This window comes from Pantoea sp. Cy-640, from assembly GCF_011752635.1.
GTDB lineage: Bacteria > Pseudomonadota > Gammaproteobacteria > Enterobacterales > Enterobacteriaceae > Pantoea > Pantoea dispersa.
On sequence record NZ_VWXB01000001.1, the window covers coordinates 949,117 to 964,292 of the forward strand.

Annotated in this window: 16 protein-coding genes; 6 read left to right on the forward strand and 10 right to left on the reverse strand. The window is 56.9% G+C overall.

Annotation, left to right across the window (positions count from 1 at the left end):
- Positions 1-9 precede the first annotated feature (9 nt).
- Positions 10-1,578, reverse strand: coding sequence for a TerC family protein (locus F3J36_RS04730; protein ID WP_021510030.1), 1,569 nt, complete (start codon positions 1,576-1,578; stop codon positions 10-12).
- 510 nt (positions 1,579-2,088) lie between these two features.
- Between F3J36_RS04730 and manX the strand changes: the two genes are divergently transcribed.
- The 4 genes from manX to F3J36_RS04750 all read left to right on the forward strand — a co-directional run bounded on the left by manX (position 2,089) and on the right by F3J36_RS04750 (position 5,320).
- Entirely contained in the window at positions 2,089-3,051 is a 963-nt protein-coding gene (gene manX / locus F3J36_RS04735) for a PTS mannose transporter subunit IIAB (protein ID WP_166719032.1), read from the forward strand.
- A gap of 57 nt (positions 3,052-3,108) precedes the next feature.
- On the forward strand, positions 3,109-3,909 hold the full coding sequence (locus F3J36_RS04740; RefSeq protein ID WP_031280203.1) for a PTS mannose/fructose/sorbose transporter subunit IIC: 801 nt from the start codon (positions 3,109-3,111) through the stop codon (positions 3,907-3,909).
- Positions 3,910-3,923: 14 nt separating this feature from the next.
- Positions 3,924-4,769 carry a PTS mannose transporter subunit IID gene (locus tag F3J36_RS04745; RefSeq protein WP_166719033.1) on the forward strand — a complete coding sequence of 282 codons (846 nt, stop codon included), beginning with the start codon at positions 3,924-3,926 and terminating at the stop codon, positions 4,767-4,769.
- Between the two features lie 92 nt (positions 4,770-4,861).
- A complete protein-coding gene (locus F3J36_RS04750; protein WP_166719034.1) occupies positions 4,862-5,320 on the forward strand; it encodes a DUF986 family protein in 459 nt (152 codons plus the stop codon).
- Here the strand turns inward: F3J36_RS04750 and rlmA are convergent.
- The 5 genes from rlmA to F3J36_RS04775 form a co-directional block, all read right to left on the reverse strand.
- A complete protein-coding gene (gene rlmA / locus F3J36_RS04755; RefSeq protein ID WP_166719035.1) occupies positions 5,317-6,123 on the reverse strand; it encodes a 23S rRNA (guanine(745)-N(1))-methyltransferase in 807 nt (268 codons plus the stop codon). The genes F3J36_RS04750 and rlmA overlap by 4 nt on opposite strands.
- 140 nt (positions 6,124-6,263) lie before the next feature.
- On the reverse strand, positions 6,264-6,473 hold the full coding sequence (cspE, locus tag F3J36_RS04760) for a transcription antiterminator/RNA stability regulator CspE (RefSeq protein WP_021510024.1): 210 nt from the start codon (positions 6,471-6,473) through the stop codon (positions 6,264-6,266).
- Positions 6,474-6,556: 83 nt separating this feature from the next.
- Positions 6,557-6,631: a DUF2627 domain-containing protein gene (locus F3J36_RS04765; protein WP_110866451.1), complete on the reverse strand. Its 75-nt coding sequence runs from the start codon at positions 6,629-6,631 to the stop codon at positions 6,557-6,559.
- A 539-nt stretch (positions 6,632-7,170) separates the two neighbouring features.
- On the reverse strand, positions 7,171-8,169 hold the full coding sequence (locus tag F3J36_RS04770) for an MBL fold metallo-hydrolase (protein ID WP_166719036.1): 999 nt from the start codon (positions 8,167-8,169) through the stop codon (positions 7,171-7,173).
- 18 nt (positions 8,170-8,187) lie between these two features.
- Positions 8,188-8,463 carry a YebO family protein gene (locus F3J36_RS04775; RefSeq protein WP_166719037.1) on the reverse strand — a complete coding sequence of 92 codons (276 nt, stop codon included), beginning with the start codon at positions 8,461-8,463 and terminating at the stop codon, positions 8,188-8,190.
- Between the two features lie 218 nt (positions 8,464-8,681).
- Here F3J36_RS04775 and F3J36_RS04780 point away from each other — a divergent pair, with 218 nt between their 5' ends.
- The gene (locus F3J36_RS04780) at positions 8,682-8,918 is read left to right on the forward strand and encodes a YobH family protein (RefSeq protein ID WP_088516956.1); all 237 of its coding nucleotides are present in this window, start codon (positions 8,682-8,684) and stop codon (positions 8,916-8,918) included.
- Between the two features lie 40 nt (positions 8,919-8,958).
- Here F3J36_RS04780 and kdgR read toward each other — a convergent pair whose 3' ends face one another.
- A complete protein-coding gene (kdgR, locus tag F3J36_RS04785) occupies positions 8,959-9,750 on the reverse strand; it encodes a DNA-binding transcriptional regulator KdgR (RefSeq protein ID WP_166719038.1) in 792 nt (263 codons plus the stop codon).
- A gap of 162 nt (positions 9,751-9,912) precedes the next feature.
- On the opposite strand from kdgR, the gene F3J36_RS04790 reads away from it, so the two are divergent.
- Positions 9,913-11,295 carry an MFS transporter gene (locus F3J36_RS04790; RefSeq protein ID WP_166719039.1) on the forward strand — a complete coding sequence of 461 codons (1,383 nt, stop codon included), beginning with the start codon at positions 9,913-9,915 and terminating at the stop codon, positions 11,293-11,295.
- A gap of 42 nt (positions 11,296-11,337) precedes the next feature.
- On the opposite strand, the gene htpX is transcribed toward F3J36_RS04790, so the two are convergent.
- From htpX to proQ, 3 genes are all read right to left on the reverse strand, one after another.
- Complete coding sequence (htpX, locus tag F3J36_RS04795) at positions 11,338-12,219, reverse strand: protease HtpX (RefSeq protein ID WP_021510018.1); 882 nt, start codon at positions 12,217-12,219, stop codon at positions 11,338-11,340.
- A 210-nt stretch (positions 12,220-12,429) separates the two neighbouring features.
- Positions 12,430-14,469, reverse strand: coding sequence for a carboxy terminal-processing peptidase (gene prc, locus F3J36_RS04800; protein WP_021510017.1), 2,040 nt, complete (start codon positions 14,467-14,469; stop codon positions 12,430-12,432).
- A gap of 20 nt (positions 14,470-14,489) precedes the next feature.
- On the reverse strand, positions 14,490-15,170 hold the full coding sequence (gene proQ, locus F3J36_RS04805; RefSeq protein ID WP_010616374.1) for an RNA chaperone ProQ: 681 nt from the start codon (positions 15,168-15,170) through the stop codon (positions 14,490-14,492).
- Positions 15,171-15,176 lie beyond the last annotated feature (6 nt).

Here is a 15,176-nt window from a genome sequence, read left to right on the forward strand (position 1 = left end):
CGGACGACATCAGGCGTCGCCCTCTTCCTCGTCATGGTGCGGCTTGTCTTTGGTGACGCGCACCAGATCGATACGGTAGTCCGTGGCTTCGATAATCTGGAAGTGCAGCGGTGGCAAATCGATAATCTCGCCCGGCAGCGGCAGCTGTCCCTTCTGCTCAATCAACAGGCCGGCCAGCGACGCGTGATCTTCATCCGGATCGACCAGCTCATGGTGGTCCAGCAGCTGCTGCAGCGAGTGCAGATCGGTACCGCCCTTCACCAGCCAGCCGTCGCCATCCGCCACAACATCCGGCGTTTCGTCTTCGTCCGGGAACTCACCGGCAATCGCTTCCAGCACGTCCAGCGGCGTAATCAGGCCCTGCACCACACCAAATTCGTTGGTGACGATGACGAAGCTCCCTTTAGCGCGACGCAATACGCCCAGCAGGTTAATCGGATCCAGCGTTTCCGGCACCACAATCGGCGGCGTGTTGGCCGCGAAGGTCGCGACATCCATACCGTGCTCCAGCGCCACCAGCAGCTCTTTCGCGCGCACCACGCCGATGATCTCATCCAGCTCGCCGCGACACACCGGGAACAGACTGTGTGGCGTATCCAGCAGCTGAATGCGGATCTCATCCAGCGGACGCGAGACGTCAACCCACGAGATATCGCCGCGCGGCGTCATGATGCTGCGAATCGAACGCTGTGACAGCGTCAGCACGCCGTTAATCATGTAACGCTCTTCGTCTTTAAACGCTTCCTGCGGCATCGCTTCCGTCAGTGACGCTTCTTCGGTATGCGCCGGCTGGTTACGCTGGCGCCCGCCCATCAGACGCAGAATCGCTTCGGCGGTACGTTCACGCATCGGACGGTGCGCCTGATGACGGATAAAGTTCCGGCGCGCAATCTGGTTGAACAGCTCAATCAGAATCGAGAAGCCAATTGCCGCGTACAGATAACCTTTCGGAATATGGAAACCAAAGCCTTCCGCCACCAGCGACAGACCAATCATCAGCAGGAAGCTCAGACACAGCACCACCACCGTTGGGTGCGCGTTGACGAAGCGGGTCAGCGGTTTTGAGGCCAGCAGCATCACGCCCATGGCAATCACCACCGCCGTCATCATCACCGGCAGATGGTTCACCATACCGACGGCGGTAATCACCGCATCCAGGGAGAACACCGCGTCCAGCACCACAATCTGCGTCACGACCGCCCAGAAGCTGGCATAGGCTTTATTACCCTGATGCTCCATGCCGCGGTTTTCCAGCCGTTCGTGCAGTTCCATGGTGGCCTTAAACAACAGGAACAAACCACCAATCAACAGAATTAAATCTCGTCCGGAAAAGCTGAAATCGCCTACGCTGAATAGGGGTCGCGTCAGCGTCACCATCCAGGAGATCAGCGACAGCAGGCCGAGGCGCATCACCAGCGCCAGCGACAAACCAATCAGGCGCGCTTTATCACGCTGTTTCGGTGGCAGCTTGTCGGCAAGAATGGCGATAAACACCAGGTTGTCGATGCCGAGCACAATCTCCAGCACGATCAGCGTCAGTAAACCCGCCCAGATTGAGGGGTCGAAGAGAAATTCCATCAATGACTCCTTGCTAAACGTAAGGGCGAACGCGAATGAGCCTGCGCCGGAAAGCGAGACGAGAGAGCGTTAACAGATGAGGCAACACCGGCAGGTGTCAGGGTGCGCGCTGAGCAGCGCGGGGAACAAGTGAAGCGACGTCGGTGACGGTCCATATAGGTGAGCTAAAGCCCGGTACTCCTGAGTAATAAACAGAAAGGTAATGTATCAGTTACATCAACAACGTCAAAAAATTTTCTTACATTTACAAATAACTGCGTCAGCGCAAGAAACTGCCATAAAAATGGCCGTTGCCGCCGGTACGCTCCGAATAGCAGAGCAACGTCACATATTTTATTTTTTCGCTCACTAAAATAAATCGCGACCTTACTGCTGTATCGCGGAATGTTTTGGGCCTTTTCCTGATGACTTTCTTCAATTTAGTCCCGGGCGATCCACAGAAAATAACAACGGTAATTCTCAATGATTCCCGGCCATGGTCGGGAACTCTCATGCGAACGGAGGTAGCAAGTGACCATTGCGCTTGTAATTGGTACACATGGCTGGGCGGCAGAACAGCTGCTTAAAACAGCAGAAATGCTGTTGGGCGAGCAGGAAAATGTCGGATGGATTGATTTCGTACCCGGCGAAAATGCAGAAACGCTAATCGAAAAATATCAGGCACAGCTCGCCCGACTCGACACGTCGAAAGGCGTGCTGTTTCTGGTGGACACCTGGGGCGGCAGCCCGTTTAACGCCGCCAGCCGCATCGTGGTGGATAAACCGGGCTATGACGTTATTGCCGGGGTCAACATTCCCATGCTGGTGGAAACCCTGATGGGGCGCGATGACGATCCATCGCTGGAAGCGCTGATCCATATCGCCGTCGAGGCCGGCCGCGAGGGGGTGAAAGCGCTCAAAACCGAATCCGCCGCGCCGGCCGCGGCCGCGCCCGCCCCGAAAGCCCCTGCCCAGCCGCAGAAGCCGCTGGCACCGGGCGAGCACATGAAAATTGGCCTGGCCCGTATCGATGACCGTCTGATCCACGGCCAGGTGGCCACGCGCTGGACCAAAGAGACCAACGTGACGCGCATTATCGTCGTCAGTGATGAAGTGGCCAACGATCACGTACGCAAAACCCTGCTGACTCAGGTGGCGCCGCCGGGCGTGACCGCCCATGTGGTGGATATCGCCAAGATGATCCGCGTGTGGAACAACCCGAAGTACGGTTCCGATCGCGTGATGCTGCTGTTTACCAATCCGACCGATGTTGAGCGCGTGGTGGAGCAAGGCGTGGATATCAAGTCGGTGAATATCGGCGGCATGGCCTTCCGTCAGGGGAAAACGCAGGTTAATAACGCGGTGTCGGTGGATGAGAAGGACATCGCTGCCTTCCGCAAGCTGAATGAGCGCGGTATCGAACTGGAAGTGCGTAAAGTCTCCAACGACCCGAAACTGAAAATGATGGACCTGATTGCGAAGGTCAATGCCTGATTCGCCTGTGCCTGCGCGCGTGGGCAAAAAGTTCTGATCTTGCTGAGGAAAAATGCAATGGAAATAACCTCGCTACAAATAGTGTTGATATTTATTGTGGCCTGTATTGCCGGGATGGGATCGATTCTCGATGAGTTCCAGTTTCACCGGCCGCTGGTGGCCTGTACCCTGATTGGTGCAGTGCTGGGTGATATGAAAACCGGCATCATCATCGGCGGTACGCTGGAGATGATCGCGCTGGGCTGGATGAACATTGGTGCGGCAGTGGCACCGGATGCGGCGCTGGCTTCTATCATCTCCACCATTCTGGTCATTGCCGGCGGTCAAAGCGTCGGTGCCGGTATTGCGCTGGCCATCCCGCTGGCCGCAGCCGGTCAGGTGCTGACCATCATCGTGCGTACCATCACTGTCGCCTTCCAGCACGCCGCGGATAAAGCTGCGGAGAAAGGCAACCTGACGGCGATTTCGTGGATCCACGTCTCTGCCCTGCTGCTGCAGGCGATGCGTATCGCTATCCCGGCGCTGATTGTGGCGGTCTCGGTCGGTACCAGCGCGGTACACAGCCTGCTGAGTTCAATTCCGGAAGTGGTCACCAATGGTCTGAACATCGCCGGCGGCATGATCGTGGTGGTCGGTTACGCGATGGTCATCAACATGATGCGTGCCGGTTACCTGATGCCGTTCTTCTATCTTGGCTTTGTCACCGCCGCGTTCACCAACTTCAACCTGGTGGCGCTGGGCGTGATTGGCGTGGTAATGGCGGTGCTGTACATCCAGCTTGCGCCAAAATACAACCGCGTTGCAGGCGCCGCCTCGGCGGGCCCGGCTAACAACGACCTCGACAACGAACTCGACTAGGAACAGGTGACATCATGGTAGATACAACCAATACTCCAAAGAAACTCACCCCCGGTGACGTGCGCGGTGTGTTCCTGCGCTCCAACCTGTTTCAGGGTTCGTGGAACTTTGAACGCATGCAGGCGCTGGGCTTCTGCTTCTCAATGGTGCCGGTGATCCGTCGCCTGTATCCGGAAAACAACGACGCGCGCAAGCAGGCGATCAAGCGTCACCTTGAGTTCTTCAACACCCATCCTTACGTGGCAGCGCCAGTGCTCGGCGTGACCATGGCCATGGAAGAGCAGCGCGCCAACGGGGCAGCGATCGATGACGGTGCCATTAACGGGATCAAAGTGGGCCTGATGGGTCCGCTGGCTGGCGTGGGCGACCCGATTTTCTGGGGGACCGTGCGTCCGGTATTCGCCGCACTGGGTGCCGGTATCGCGATGAGCGGCAGCCTGCTCGGTCCGCTGCTGTTCTTCTTCCTGTTTAACATTGCGCGCATGTTGACCCGCTATTACGGCGTGGCTTATGGCTATCGCAAAGGGGTGGATATCGTCAGCGATATGGGCGGCGGCTTCCTGCAAAAACTTACCGAGGGGGCATCGATACTCGGCCTGTTTGTCATGGGAGCGCTGGTCAACAAGTGGACGCACGTCAACGTGCCGCTGGTGGTATCCCGCATCACCGACCAGACCGGCAAAACCACGGTCACCACCGTGCAGTCGATTCTCGACCAGCTGATGCCCGGCCTGATTCCACTGCTGCTGACCTTTGGCTGTATGTGGCTGCTGCGCCGTAAAGTTAACGCGCTGTGGATCATCGTTGGCTTCTTTGCCATCGGTATCTTTGGTTACTGGATCGGCCTGCTCGGTCTGTAATCTCACCGCCGGGAGTCAGACTCCCGGCGTTTTTTGAACGGCGTGACCTGAGCGCCAACGCTGAGGTCACTTCGGTTGAGGAAGAAGCCTGTATGTCACTGACTGACGTCCTGATTGCCCTGCTGATCGCCGCTCTCGCCCTATTTGCGATTTACGACGATGTCATCCTGCCCCGCCGCAATGGACCGACCCGACTGCGCGTCACCCTGCGCCGCCGCCATAAAATCGACAGCGGCATCTTTATCGTGCTGCTACTGATTCTGCTATGGAACAACGTCAGCCATCATGGCCCGCAGCTCACCACCACTTTGCTGATGATGCTGTGCTTTATGGCTATCTGGCTGTTCTGGATCCGCAGCCCGCGGCTGCTGATGAAAAATGACGGCCTGTTTTTTGCCAGCGTGTGGATCGATTACCGGCGTATCCAGAGTATGAACCTGTCAGAGGATGGCATTCTGTTAATACAGCTGGAGCAGCGTCGCCTGCTGATTGCGGTGAAACAGCTCGACGACCTGGAGAAAATCTATCATACGCTGGTGGAGGCGCGTTAAACGCGCTGCCACAGCGTCAGGGTGAAATCTGCGTCACAGCTAAAGGTGGCGCTGGAGGCCAGCTGCTGCCACACCGCTTCACGCGCACGCCAGGCAAAGGGGGTCATCTGCAGCAGGCTCACCGCTTCCGCCCCGTTCAGCGTCATCGTGTAGTGAAGGTTTTGCTGATCGATCTGCTCAAATCCCGCATAGCTTTTCTCTTCCGCCGTATGCAGCTGCACTTCGCGATAGATCAACGCCTTAAACTGCTGCAGATGGTGCGGCCCCGGCGTCACCGTCAGCAAATAGCCGCCAGGCCTGATGACGCGGCTCAGTTCCTGCTCGTTACAGGGCGCGTAAATGCGCACGATGGCGTCCAGTGAACCATCAGCAAACGGCAGGCGCTGGCTGGAGGCGACACAAAAGTTAACCGCGCGATAGCGCTTTGCCGCCATGCGCACCGCGGCTTTGGCCACATCCAGACCGTACAGCTGGCTGTCGGGCAACGCGGCAGCCAGCGCGGCGGTGTAATAGCCTTCGCCACAGCCGATATCCAGCAGCTGCGCGGGCCGGTTCGTGAGCGGCTGAGCCAGACGTTGCGCCACCCGATCGCGCAGCGGCTGATAGTGTCCGGCATCCAGAAAGGCCCGGCGCGCCTGAAGCATCTCTGCGCTGTCGCCCGGTTCCCGTGAACCTTTGTGCTGCACCGGCAGCAGGTTGACGTACCCCTCTTTCGCCCGATCGAACTGATGACCGGACGCACAGCGATAACTGCTGGCGTGCAGGTGCAAAGCGAGGTGGCAAAGTGGGCAAATCAACGACATAGATAACTCCGGGTTAGCGATTCGCGGCGCAGTTTACCCTGATCATCCGGTTACAGAAAGGATAAAGAAAAGCCCCACTCATTGAGCAGGGCTTTTAAGATTCGATTCAGCGGTGCATGACACCGAGCCTGAGAGCGAAATCAGATAGCAGTAACGTTAACTGCTGCCGGGCCTTTCTGGCCGTCCTGAATTTCAAACTCAACTTGTTGACCTTCGGCCAGAGTTTTAAAACCGTTGCCCTGGATAGCAGAGAAGTGAACGAACACGTCTTTGCTGCCGTCTGCAGGAGTAATAAAACCAAAACCTTTAGACTCGTTGAACCACTTAACCTGACCTTTAATCTTTGCCATTTTTGCAAATTCCTTAGAGTGTTTATATTGCCCGCAGGCAGTCTTACAGAGAAACCAGAGACATTACTGAATGAGGCACTAATTTAAGGTTCGGCAAGGAAGCGGTATTCAACGTCAACGTCTTTACTCGTAACTTCTTTACTGAAGATGCCATACATAAACAGAACTGTACCTCGTTTGACCCACGATTCGTTATCACATATCCGCTAATTAATGGCAAGCCATTTTTAAACAGTGATCGACATGCCGCACATAATTGCCTGAAACCGGCAGCGAAAGGTGGATAACGTTATTGACAGCAACGCCTCGGCGTGTGCAAAAAAAGTCTATGCGTCAGTATAGTTAGCGCCAGACTCGCGTTTCGTCAAGCGCAGCGGTAAACGCTGCTTTCTCACATTTAAACCGAATAAGTTTAGGCAAAAAATATTGCATTAATATGGCACAGATAAGCTATTTCACTGGCCGTTGTGCAATGAGCGACATAACTGCGCAGCGTTCAAATCTTGTACAACAAATTCCTGACAGTACAAGTTAAAAATAGTTTTGCACCAAAATCAGGAAAATATAATCGCCGTTGCCCCAAATATAGGCAGACTGCACGCTGGCATTTATCTCATTTTTTTCTAAACACCCAACAATTAAATGTTAAAAAGCGCGGAAGCCGCTGGCATTTAACAAAAAGGGCTTAGGATAAATCTTAATCGTAATTCATCAGGCTGCGGCTCTCGCCAATTCGCCATGGGGCAAAAGGCGCATCGACCTCGCCCGCCTGCTGCAAGGCTTGCGCCAGCACCGTCGGCGGATCGTCAAGCGATTCGTCCGCCAGCTCAAATACGCCCCAGTGAATGGGAATCGCCAGCGGTCGCCCTATCTGCTGCCAGAGCTGTACCGCCTGATCCGGGTCCATGTGCTGGCCGCGCATGAACCATTTTGGTGCATAGGCACCTATCGGCAACGCAGCCAGATTAAACGGCCCCAGCCGCCGCGCGATGGCTGAGAGATTATCGCTATAGCCACTATCGCCGGAGAACCAGAAATTGAGCTGCGCATTACGCACTACCCAGCCGCACCACAGCGACCGGTTGCGATCCCAAAAGGTACGCATGCTCCAGTGGCGCGCGGGAACGGCTGTGAAGCTGATGTCGTCCAGTTGCACCTGCTGCCACCAGTCCAGTTCGGTGACGGTGCGCACGCCACGCCGGCGACACCAGTCGGCCATCCCCAGCGGCACCAGAAAGTGCGCGGCAGGAAAGCGGCGGGCGATGCGTTTCACTGTAGGCCGATCAAGGTGGTCGTAATGGTTATGCGAGATCAGCACATAATCAAGATGCGGCAGCTGCGCCACGCTGAGCGGCGCCGGGGTTTTACGCTGCGGCCCGGCAAACGGCAACGGCGAAGCGCGTGCCGACAGCGCCGGGTCGATCAAAATATAGCGCTGATTGAGACGCAGCAGCAGCGCGGCATGGCCCAGCCACCAGATACGGTCATCTTCACCGCTCAGGTCGGCCTGCTGGCACCAGCTGGCGGTGAAGGCCGCATAGCCGGACTGCGGTGGCAGCGGCAGATTCTGCTGCTTACGCTCGCGCCGCCAGCGCTGTAGATCGCCAGGCTGACGTAACTCCTCTTCCGGGTTACGAAAGCCGTGCGGCGTATGATGGGCCAGCGAAGCGTCATACCAGGGATTTTGCCAGGCCATGGCCTCTCCATTGTGTGCTTAACGTTCAGGAATCAGGCGAATAAAGTCGCGCTTATCCCCGGCATCCTGCTCATCCTGCGCTTTTTCGGCCACCGGCTGCGCCTCAGCGATACGGCGCAGCAGCGCGTTCTGTTTCTTTTGCTCTTCCAGCAGCGCTTCCAGCAGCTGAAGCTGTTCACTGGCGCGCACGCTGGCCCGGTTAACAAAAAACCAGACAATAAAGGCCACAACCACAATGATGGCCAGCACGCCATAGTTAAACAGCGGACCGGTACTGGCGGCTAATTCATTCATAACTGCATCAATCCTCAAACATCATTCAGGTACATCGCCGCTGATTCTACTCGTTGCGTGCGGAAAAGATATGGTTGCGGAGATAAAGCAGATTATCCCGCCTGCGTGCCGCTTTCAGTTATCTCTGATCGATCCGGCGAGAAAAGCGAGGCATGCTGCTACTATAGAGTTCGCAGCAATGCGGGAACAGCTGCGTTATGTAACACAAGGAGATAAAAATGAAACTACTGATTCGTGCGGTGATGGTGCTGGCTGTCTTGTGGCTGGCGATGCTGTTTACCGGCTACGGCGTGTTAACCGGCAGCAATAAAAACGCAGCCGGGCTGGGCTTACAGTGCAGCTACCTGACCGCGCGCGGCATGATTACCGCACAGTATCTGCACACCGACAGCGGCATTGTTGGCGTTACCGATTGCCCGCTGCTGAAGAAAAGCGGCGAAGTGATCGACAACTAAGTTAAGCCGCCTGCCGGGCTGCGCGTCAGCCCGGCAAGATTCAGAACGGATAGTCGTAATAACCCATTTGCTCCGACACCTTACGCGCAGCACGGTGCAGCATCGCCACATACTCTTTTTTTGCCGGTTCGGAGAAGCGCACCGTCGGAAAAGAGAGGCTCATGCCGGCAATCACCGCGCCGAAGCGATCAAACACCGGTACCGCCAGACAGCGAATCCCCGCTTCCTGCTCTTCATTATCCTCACCAAAGCCCTGTTGCCTGACCTGCTCCAGCACCGGCAGTAGCGCCTGCGCGCTGACGATAGTGTTAGCGGTGCTGCGACGAAATTCCACTTCACGCAGAATGTCGTTCACCTCCGTGCGCTCACGCCACGCCAGCAGCACTTTGCCGATGGCGGTACTGTGCAGCGGATTACGCCGGCCGATGCGTGAATACATGCGCAGGTTATACAGCGAGTCAATCTTGTGGATATAGACGATGCTGTCTTCTTCAAGCGCGCCGAGATGAATGGTCTCTTTGGTCTGGCGCGACAGTTCGCGCATCTCCACATCGGCGCTGCGAATCAAATCCACGTTCTGTAGCGCGTGCGCGCCAAGTTCAAACAGCTTGAGCGTCAGCGAATATTTTTCGCTCTCGCCCTCCTGCGCCACGTAGCCGAGCGATTTCATGGTCTGCAGAAAGCGGTAGACCGTGCTTTTCGACATCATAACCCGCTGCGAAAGCTCGGTGATGCCGTGATCGCGCTCTTCGCCCAGCGCCTGCAGAATGCCAAACACTTTCATCACCGATGAAACGGCATCCGGCTGTTTATCGTTATCGCGGCTCGCCATGCGGAACTTCCTTAACGCTTTTGCAAAAAACGCCAGTATAGAGGTTACAGCCGGACGGCGGCAACGACACATCCACTTGTAATTTTTGTCCATTGATGCGGTGATTTCAGGCAGAAAATTGATTAGCATGATGATATTCACTTACTTCACTTCTCCCTGTTTATGTCTCCTACCGTGTCTCAGGATGGATTACCCGTTCCACAGCGCTACGGCGCAATCATTACCATTGCGCTTGGCATCATGATGGCGGTGCTGGACGGCGCGATTGCCAACGTAGCGCTGCCGACCATTGCGCGTGAGCTGAACGCCAGCCCGGCGGAATCGATCTGGATCGTCAACGCCTATCAAATCGCTATCGTGATTTCGCTGCTGTCGCTGTCGTTTCTTGGCGATATGTTCGGCTACCGGCGCGTCTATCAGGTCGGGCTGGTGCTGTTTGTGTTCACCTCACTGTTCTGCGCCCTTTCCTCTTCGCTGAATATGCTCACCGTGGCCCGCGTGCTGCAGGGCTTCGGCGGTGCGGCGCTAATGAGCGTCAACACTGCGCTAATCCGTATTATTTACCCGCAGCGCTTCCTGGGACGCGGCATGGCCATCAACTCGCTGATCGTAGCCGTCTCCAGCGCCGCCGGCCCCACGGTGGCGGCCGCGATTCTCTCCATCGCCAGCTGGAAATGGCTGTTCCTGATTAACGTGCCGCTCGGTGTGGTGGCGCTGTGGCTGGCGCTGCGCTTCCTGCCGGATAACACGCAGAAAGCGAAGCAGCAGAAATTTGATGTGCCGAGCGCCATCATGAATGCGCTGTTTTTCGGCCTGCTGATTTCAGCGCTGACCGGCTTCGCGCAGGGAGAAAATGGCTGGCTGATTGCGGGTATGCTGCTGGCACTGTTGCTGATCGGCGTGGTGTTTGTGCGGCGTCAGCTGGCGATGCCGGTGCCGCTGTTGCCGGTGGATTTGCTGCGCATTCCGGTGTTTTCGTTGTCGATCGGCACCTCGATCTGTTCGTTCTGCGCACAAATGCTGGCGATGGTGTCGCTGCCGTTTTTCCTGCAAAACGTACTGGGCCGGGATGAGGTCGCGACCGGCCTGCTGCTGACGCCGTGGCCGCTGGCTACCATGGTGATGGCACCGATTGCCGGCCGCCTGATCGAGAAGTTTCATGCCGGGCTGCTGGGTGGGCTGGGGCTGGCGCTGTTTGCCGCCGGGCTGTTTCTGCTGGCGCTGCTGCCTGCACAACCCACGGATGCCGATATTATCTGGCGCATGATGCTGTGCGGTGCCGGCTTCGGGCTGTTCCAGTCACCCAACAATCACACCATCATCTCGTCGGCTCCGCGCCAGCGTAGCGGCGGTGCCAGCGGCATGCTCGGCACCGCGCGACTGGTCGGGCAAAGCACCGGCGCCGCGCTGGTGGCGCTGATGTTTAACCTGTTCAACGACAGCGGCACGCATGCCTCGCTGCTGCTGGCCGGGACCTTTGCCAGCGTGGCGGCGATCGTCAGTATGCTGCGCATGACGCAAAGCCGTCAGCCGGGAGAGTCATAAAAAAAGGGCGCCCGCAGGCGCCCTGTTCATTTTCTATGTGGCTTACTTAAGGTAGGCACCGCTACGCAGCGCTTCGATACGCTTGTCGAGCGGCGGGTGCGACATAAACAGCTCGCTCAGCGACTTACCTTTACCGTTAATACAGAACGCCATCATGCTGCTGGGTTCCTGCGGTTCGTAGCTGGTTTTCAGGCGCTGCAGCGCGGCAATCATCTTTTCACGCCCCACCAGCTTCGCAGAACCGGCGTCGGCGTGGAATTCGCGATGGCGCGAGAACCACATGGTAATGATGCTGGCGAGAATACCAAACACCAGTTCCAGCACCGTCGCCACGGCAAAATAGACCAGCGGATTACCGTTGCTGCTCTCTTCGCCGTCGCGGTTGCCGGACAGGAAGCCAGACGCCACCTGCGCAATGATACGCGAAATGAAGATCACGAAGGTGTTCACGATACCCTGAATCAGCGTCATGGTGACCATGTCACCGTTCGCGATGTGGGCGATCTCGTGCGCCAGCACCGCCTCTGCTTCGTCGCGGCTCATGTTCTGCAGCAAACCGGTGGAGACCGCTACCAGCGAGGCGTCACGGCGTGCGCCGGTGGCAAAGGCGTTGATATCGGGCGCGTGGTAAATCGCCACCTGCGGCATCGCAATGCCGACCTGCTGAGCCTGGCGGCCGACGGTTTCCATCAGCCAGCGTTCCGTCTCGTTACGGGGTTGTTCAATCACTTCACCGCCGACCGAGCGTAACGCCATCCATTTGGACATCAGCAGTGAAACAAACGCACCGCCAAAGCCAAACAGACCTGCCATAATCATCAGACCCTGAACACTGCTTGACTGGATTCCTGTCAGACTCAGAATCAGTCCGAATACCAACATCACCGCCAGGTTGGTGACCAGGAAAAGCGCAATACGCATCATAAACGTTAATCTTCCTCAGTTGTGCTCGCGCTCATGCGCGGATATACATCCTATGTCCATTGTGGCGCTTTTCAAGCGACCTTAATCTTTAAGTGCCTAAAAAGACATAACTTTACATTTGGTAATGGTAGCAGGTGCAGCCTGCCGGGCGGCGATTTGCAGGCAAAAAAAAGCACCGCCGCAGCGGTGCTGTGATTTCAGGCCGAAGGGTTACTTCGCTGCCGCCGGCGCTGGCTGATCTTTTTCCAGCTGGGCCAAATCGTTAGCGATTTTCACCGTTTCATCCAGATACGGATCCGGCTCTTTGTAGTCTTTCGGCAGATCGTCCAGGCTCTTCAGCGGCGCTTTGCCTTCCGCCTGGTAGCGCGCATTGATACGTTCCAGACGCAGCGCATCTTCTTCGTGGTTCTCTTTCTCGCGCTGGGCCAGATTGAGCGACACGATGTTACGCTTGTCCTTCATCGCGTTGAAACGCGCGATGTCTTTCATGATGTACTGGAACTCGCGATCTTTGGCGATGCGATCGGCGTGTTCTTTGGTCAGCTGCGGCACCAGCGGCGTGATATCGCCGGTTTTGGTGTAGGTCGCCGCGTTGATGCTGTCCCACGGCAGCGCGTTATCCTCAAACTTCTCGCCGGTCTCTGCCGCTTCCACACCGGTCGGCATCAGCAAGTCTGGCGTGACGCCTTTCCGCTGAGTACTGCCACCGTTGATGCGGTAGAACTTCTGAATGGTGTACTGGACTGAGCCCAGCGCTGGCCATTCCGGACGCAACATCTGATCGTAGATGCGGTTGAGTGAGCGATACTGCTGCACCGTGCCCTTACCGAAAGTCGGTTCGCCGACAATCAGCGCGCGGCCGTAATCCTGCATCGCCGCGGCAAAGATTTCCGACGCCGAGGCGCTGAAGCGATCGACCAGCACCACCAGCGGACCTTTGTAGTAAACGATGCCGTCGTTGTCGCTGTCCTCACGCACGCGACCATTATTGTCACGCACCTGCACCACCGGACCACTCGGAATAAACAGGCCGGAGAGCGATACCGCTTCGGTCAGCGCACCGCCGCCGTTGGTACGCAGATCGATGACAATGCTATCGACGTTCTGCTTCTGCAGTTTCTGCAGCTGCACTTTCACATCATCGGTCAGGCCAACGTAGAAGCCCGGGATATCCAGCACGCCGACTTTCTCTTTGCCGACGTTGTGCACGGTGCCCTTCACCGCGCGATCTTCCAGACGGATTTTCTCACGCGTCAGCGTCACGGTACGGGTTTTGGTGCCCTTGCCGGCTGGCAGGATCTCGAGGCGCACTTTGCTGCCCTTCGGCCCTTTGATTTTGGACACCACGTCATCCAGACGCCAGCCAATCACATCTTCCATTGGCTTGCCCGGCTGGCCGACGCCCACAATGCGGTCGCCCACGCTGATCGATTTGCTCTTGGCCGCCGGACCCCCGGCCACCATCGAGTTGATCACCGTGTAATCATCATCCATCTGCAGCACGGCACCGATACCTTCCAGCGACAGGCTCATTTCGGTATTGAACTGCTCGGTGTTGCGCGGTGACAGATAGTTAGTATGCGGGTCGATTTCATGCGCGAAGGCGGTCATCGCCAGCTGGAACACATCTTCGCTGTTGCTTTGTGCCAGACGACGGATGGCAAAGTTGTAGCGCTTGGTCAGCGTCTCGCGAATCTCTTTGTCATCTTTGCCGGCCAGCTTCAGGCTCAGCTCGTCATACTTCACCTTGGCATCCCACAGCGCGTTTAGCTCATCCGTGCTTTTCGGCCACGGTGCTTTGGCACGATCGATATCGATGGTGTCATTGCCGGTGAAGTTCATCGGGCGGTTCAGCACGCTGAGCGCATACTGATAGCGCTCGAAGCGGCGCTTCTGCGCCAGATTATAAAGATCGTAAAACACATCCAGCTTGCCGCTGCGCAGCTCATCACCGAGCGTGGTTTTCTTGTCGGCGAATTGTGCCACGTCCGACGCCAGCAGCACGTTATGGCTGTAATCAAGCAGATTCAGGTAGCGGTCAAAAATTTTCGCCGAAAAATCCTGATTCAGATCGAACTGACGATAGTGAGAGCGGGTGAAACGCGAAGTGACGCGTTCACTGACGGTAGGATGCTGTGCTTCTTCGTGTAACTGGGGAATCTGGTCGGCGCGGGTAATGTTGTCCGCGCCAAAGGTGGGGCCTGCCAGCAGCAGGCCCGCGATCATACCGATCTTAAAAATGCTGTTCATGCCAGGGTCGGGCCTCCGTTTCAGAACTGCAAGTGTTCTGCGCGCACAATCATTGCCAGGCCGGAAGCGAGCTGGACCCGGACGCCATCTTTGGTAATTTCCAGGATGGTAGCGTCCATTGCACTTTTGCCTGCTTTGACTTTGATATTTTGACCCGCTTGCAACGTTGAGGTGTCAGTAACGGGTTTTGCCCGCGGTGGACGCGGAGCAGCCTGGCGCTCACCGGCCGCAGCACGCGGTGCCTGTGGACGTGGCTTACGCGGTGCGTCACCCTCCGCCGCTTTACGGGCAGCAGGCTTGCGCGGACGACGCTCAGCGGTTTCTTCACCGGCTTCACGTTTTTTCGCTTTTTGCTGCTCGCGCTGCGCCTGCACGCGCGCTTTGGCTTCTTCCAGCTGCTTGCGCGCATGTTCTACGTGCTGCTCATCCAGCACGCCACAGGCGTTGCCGTCGAGATCGACACGGGTGGCACCGGCTTTAATGCCGTAAAGATAACGCCAGCTTGAGGTATAAAGGCGTAAGGCCGAACGCAGTTGCGTCTTGCTCAGGCTGTTTTCGCCCTGAACGCGCTCCACCAGATCCTGAAAGATACCGATTTTGAGCGGACGCGCTTCACCTTCGGCGCTAAAGCAGTGCGGAAAACGCTGCGCCAGAAAGGCGATGACTTCTTTACTGCTGTTCAACTTAGGTTGATTTTCCATGAAATT

What these genes read in the sequence shown, in the direction of transcription:
- F3J36_RS04740 (WP_031280203.1), top strand. Translation starts at nt 3,109, where the DNA reads ATGGAAATAACCTCGCTACAAATAGTGTTGATATTTATTGTGGCCTGT.
- F3J36_RS04750 (WP_166719034.1), top strand. Translation starts at nt 4,862, where the DNA reads ATGTCACTGACTGACGTCCTGATTGCCCTGCTGATCGCCGCTCTCGCC.
- F3J36_RS04780 (WP_088516956.1), top strand. Translation starts at nt 8,682, where the DNA reads ATGAAACTACTGATTCGTGCGGTGATGGTGCTGGCTGTCTTGTGGCTG.
- rlmA (WP_166719035.1), bottom strand. Translation starts at nt 6,123, where the DNA reads ATGTCGTTGATTTGCCCACTTTGCCACCTCGCTTTGCACCTGCACGCC.
- F3J36_RS04770 (WP_166719036.1), bottom strand. Translation starts at nt 8,169, where the DNA reads ATGGCCTGGCAAAATCCCTGGTATGACGCTTCGCTGGCCCATCATACG.
- htpX (WP_021510018.1), bottom strand. Translation starts at nt 12,219, where the DNA reads ATGATGCGTATTGCGCTTTTCCTGGTCACCAACCTGGCGGTGATGTTG.
- kdgR (WP_166719038.1), bottom strand. Translation starts at nt 9,750, where the DNA reads ATGGCGAGCCGCGATAACGATAAACAGCCGGATGCCGTTTCATCGGTG.
- proQ (WP_010616374.1), bottom strand. Translation starts at nt 15,170, where the DNA reads ATGGAAAATCAACCTAAGTTGAACAGCAGTAAAGAAGTCATCGCCTTT.
- F3J36_RS04790 (WP_166719039.1), top strand. Translation starts at nt 9,913, where the DNA reads ATGTCTCCTACCGTGTCTCAGGATGGATTACCCGTTCCACAGCGCTAC.
- F3J36_RS04730 (WP_021510030.1), bottom strand. Translation starts at nt 1,578, where the DNA reads ATGGAATTTCTCTTCGACCCCTCAATCTGGGCGGGTTTACTGACGCTG.
- F3J36_RS04745 (WP_166719033.1), top strand. Translation starts at nt 3,924, where the DNA reads ATGGTAGATACAACCAATACTCCAAAGAAACTCACCCCCGGTGACGTG.
- prc (WP_021510017.1), bottom strand. Translation starts at nt 14,469, where the DNA reads ATGAACAGCATTTTTAAGATCGGTATGATCGCGGGCCTGCTGCTGGCA.
- cspE (WP_021510024.1), bottom strand. Translation starts at nt 6,473, where the DNA reads ATGGCAAAGATTAAAGGTCAGGTTAAGTGGTTCAACGAGTCTAAAGGT.
- F3J36_RS04775 (WP_166719037.1), bottom strand. Translation starts at nt 8,463, where the DNA reads ATGAATGAATTAGCCGCCAGTACCGGTCCGCTGTTTAACTATGGCGTG.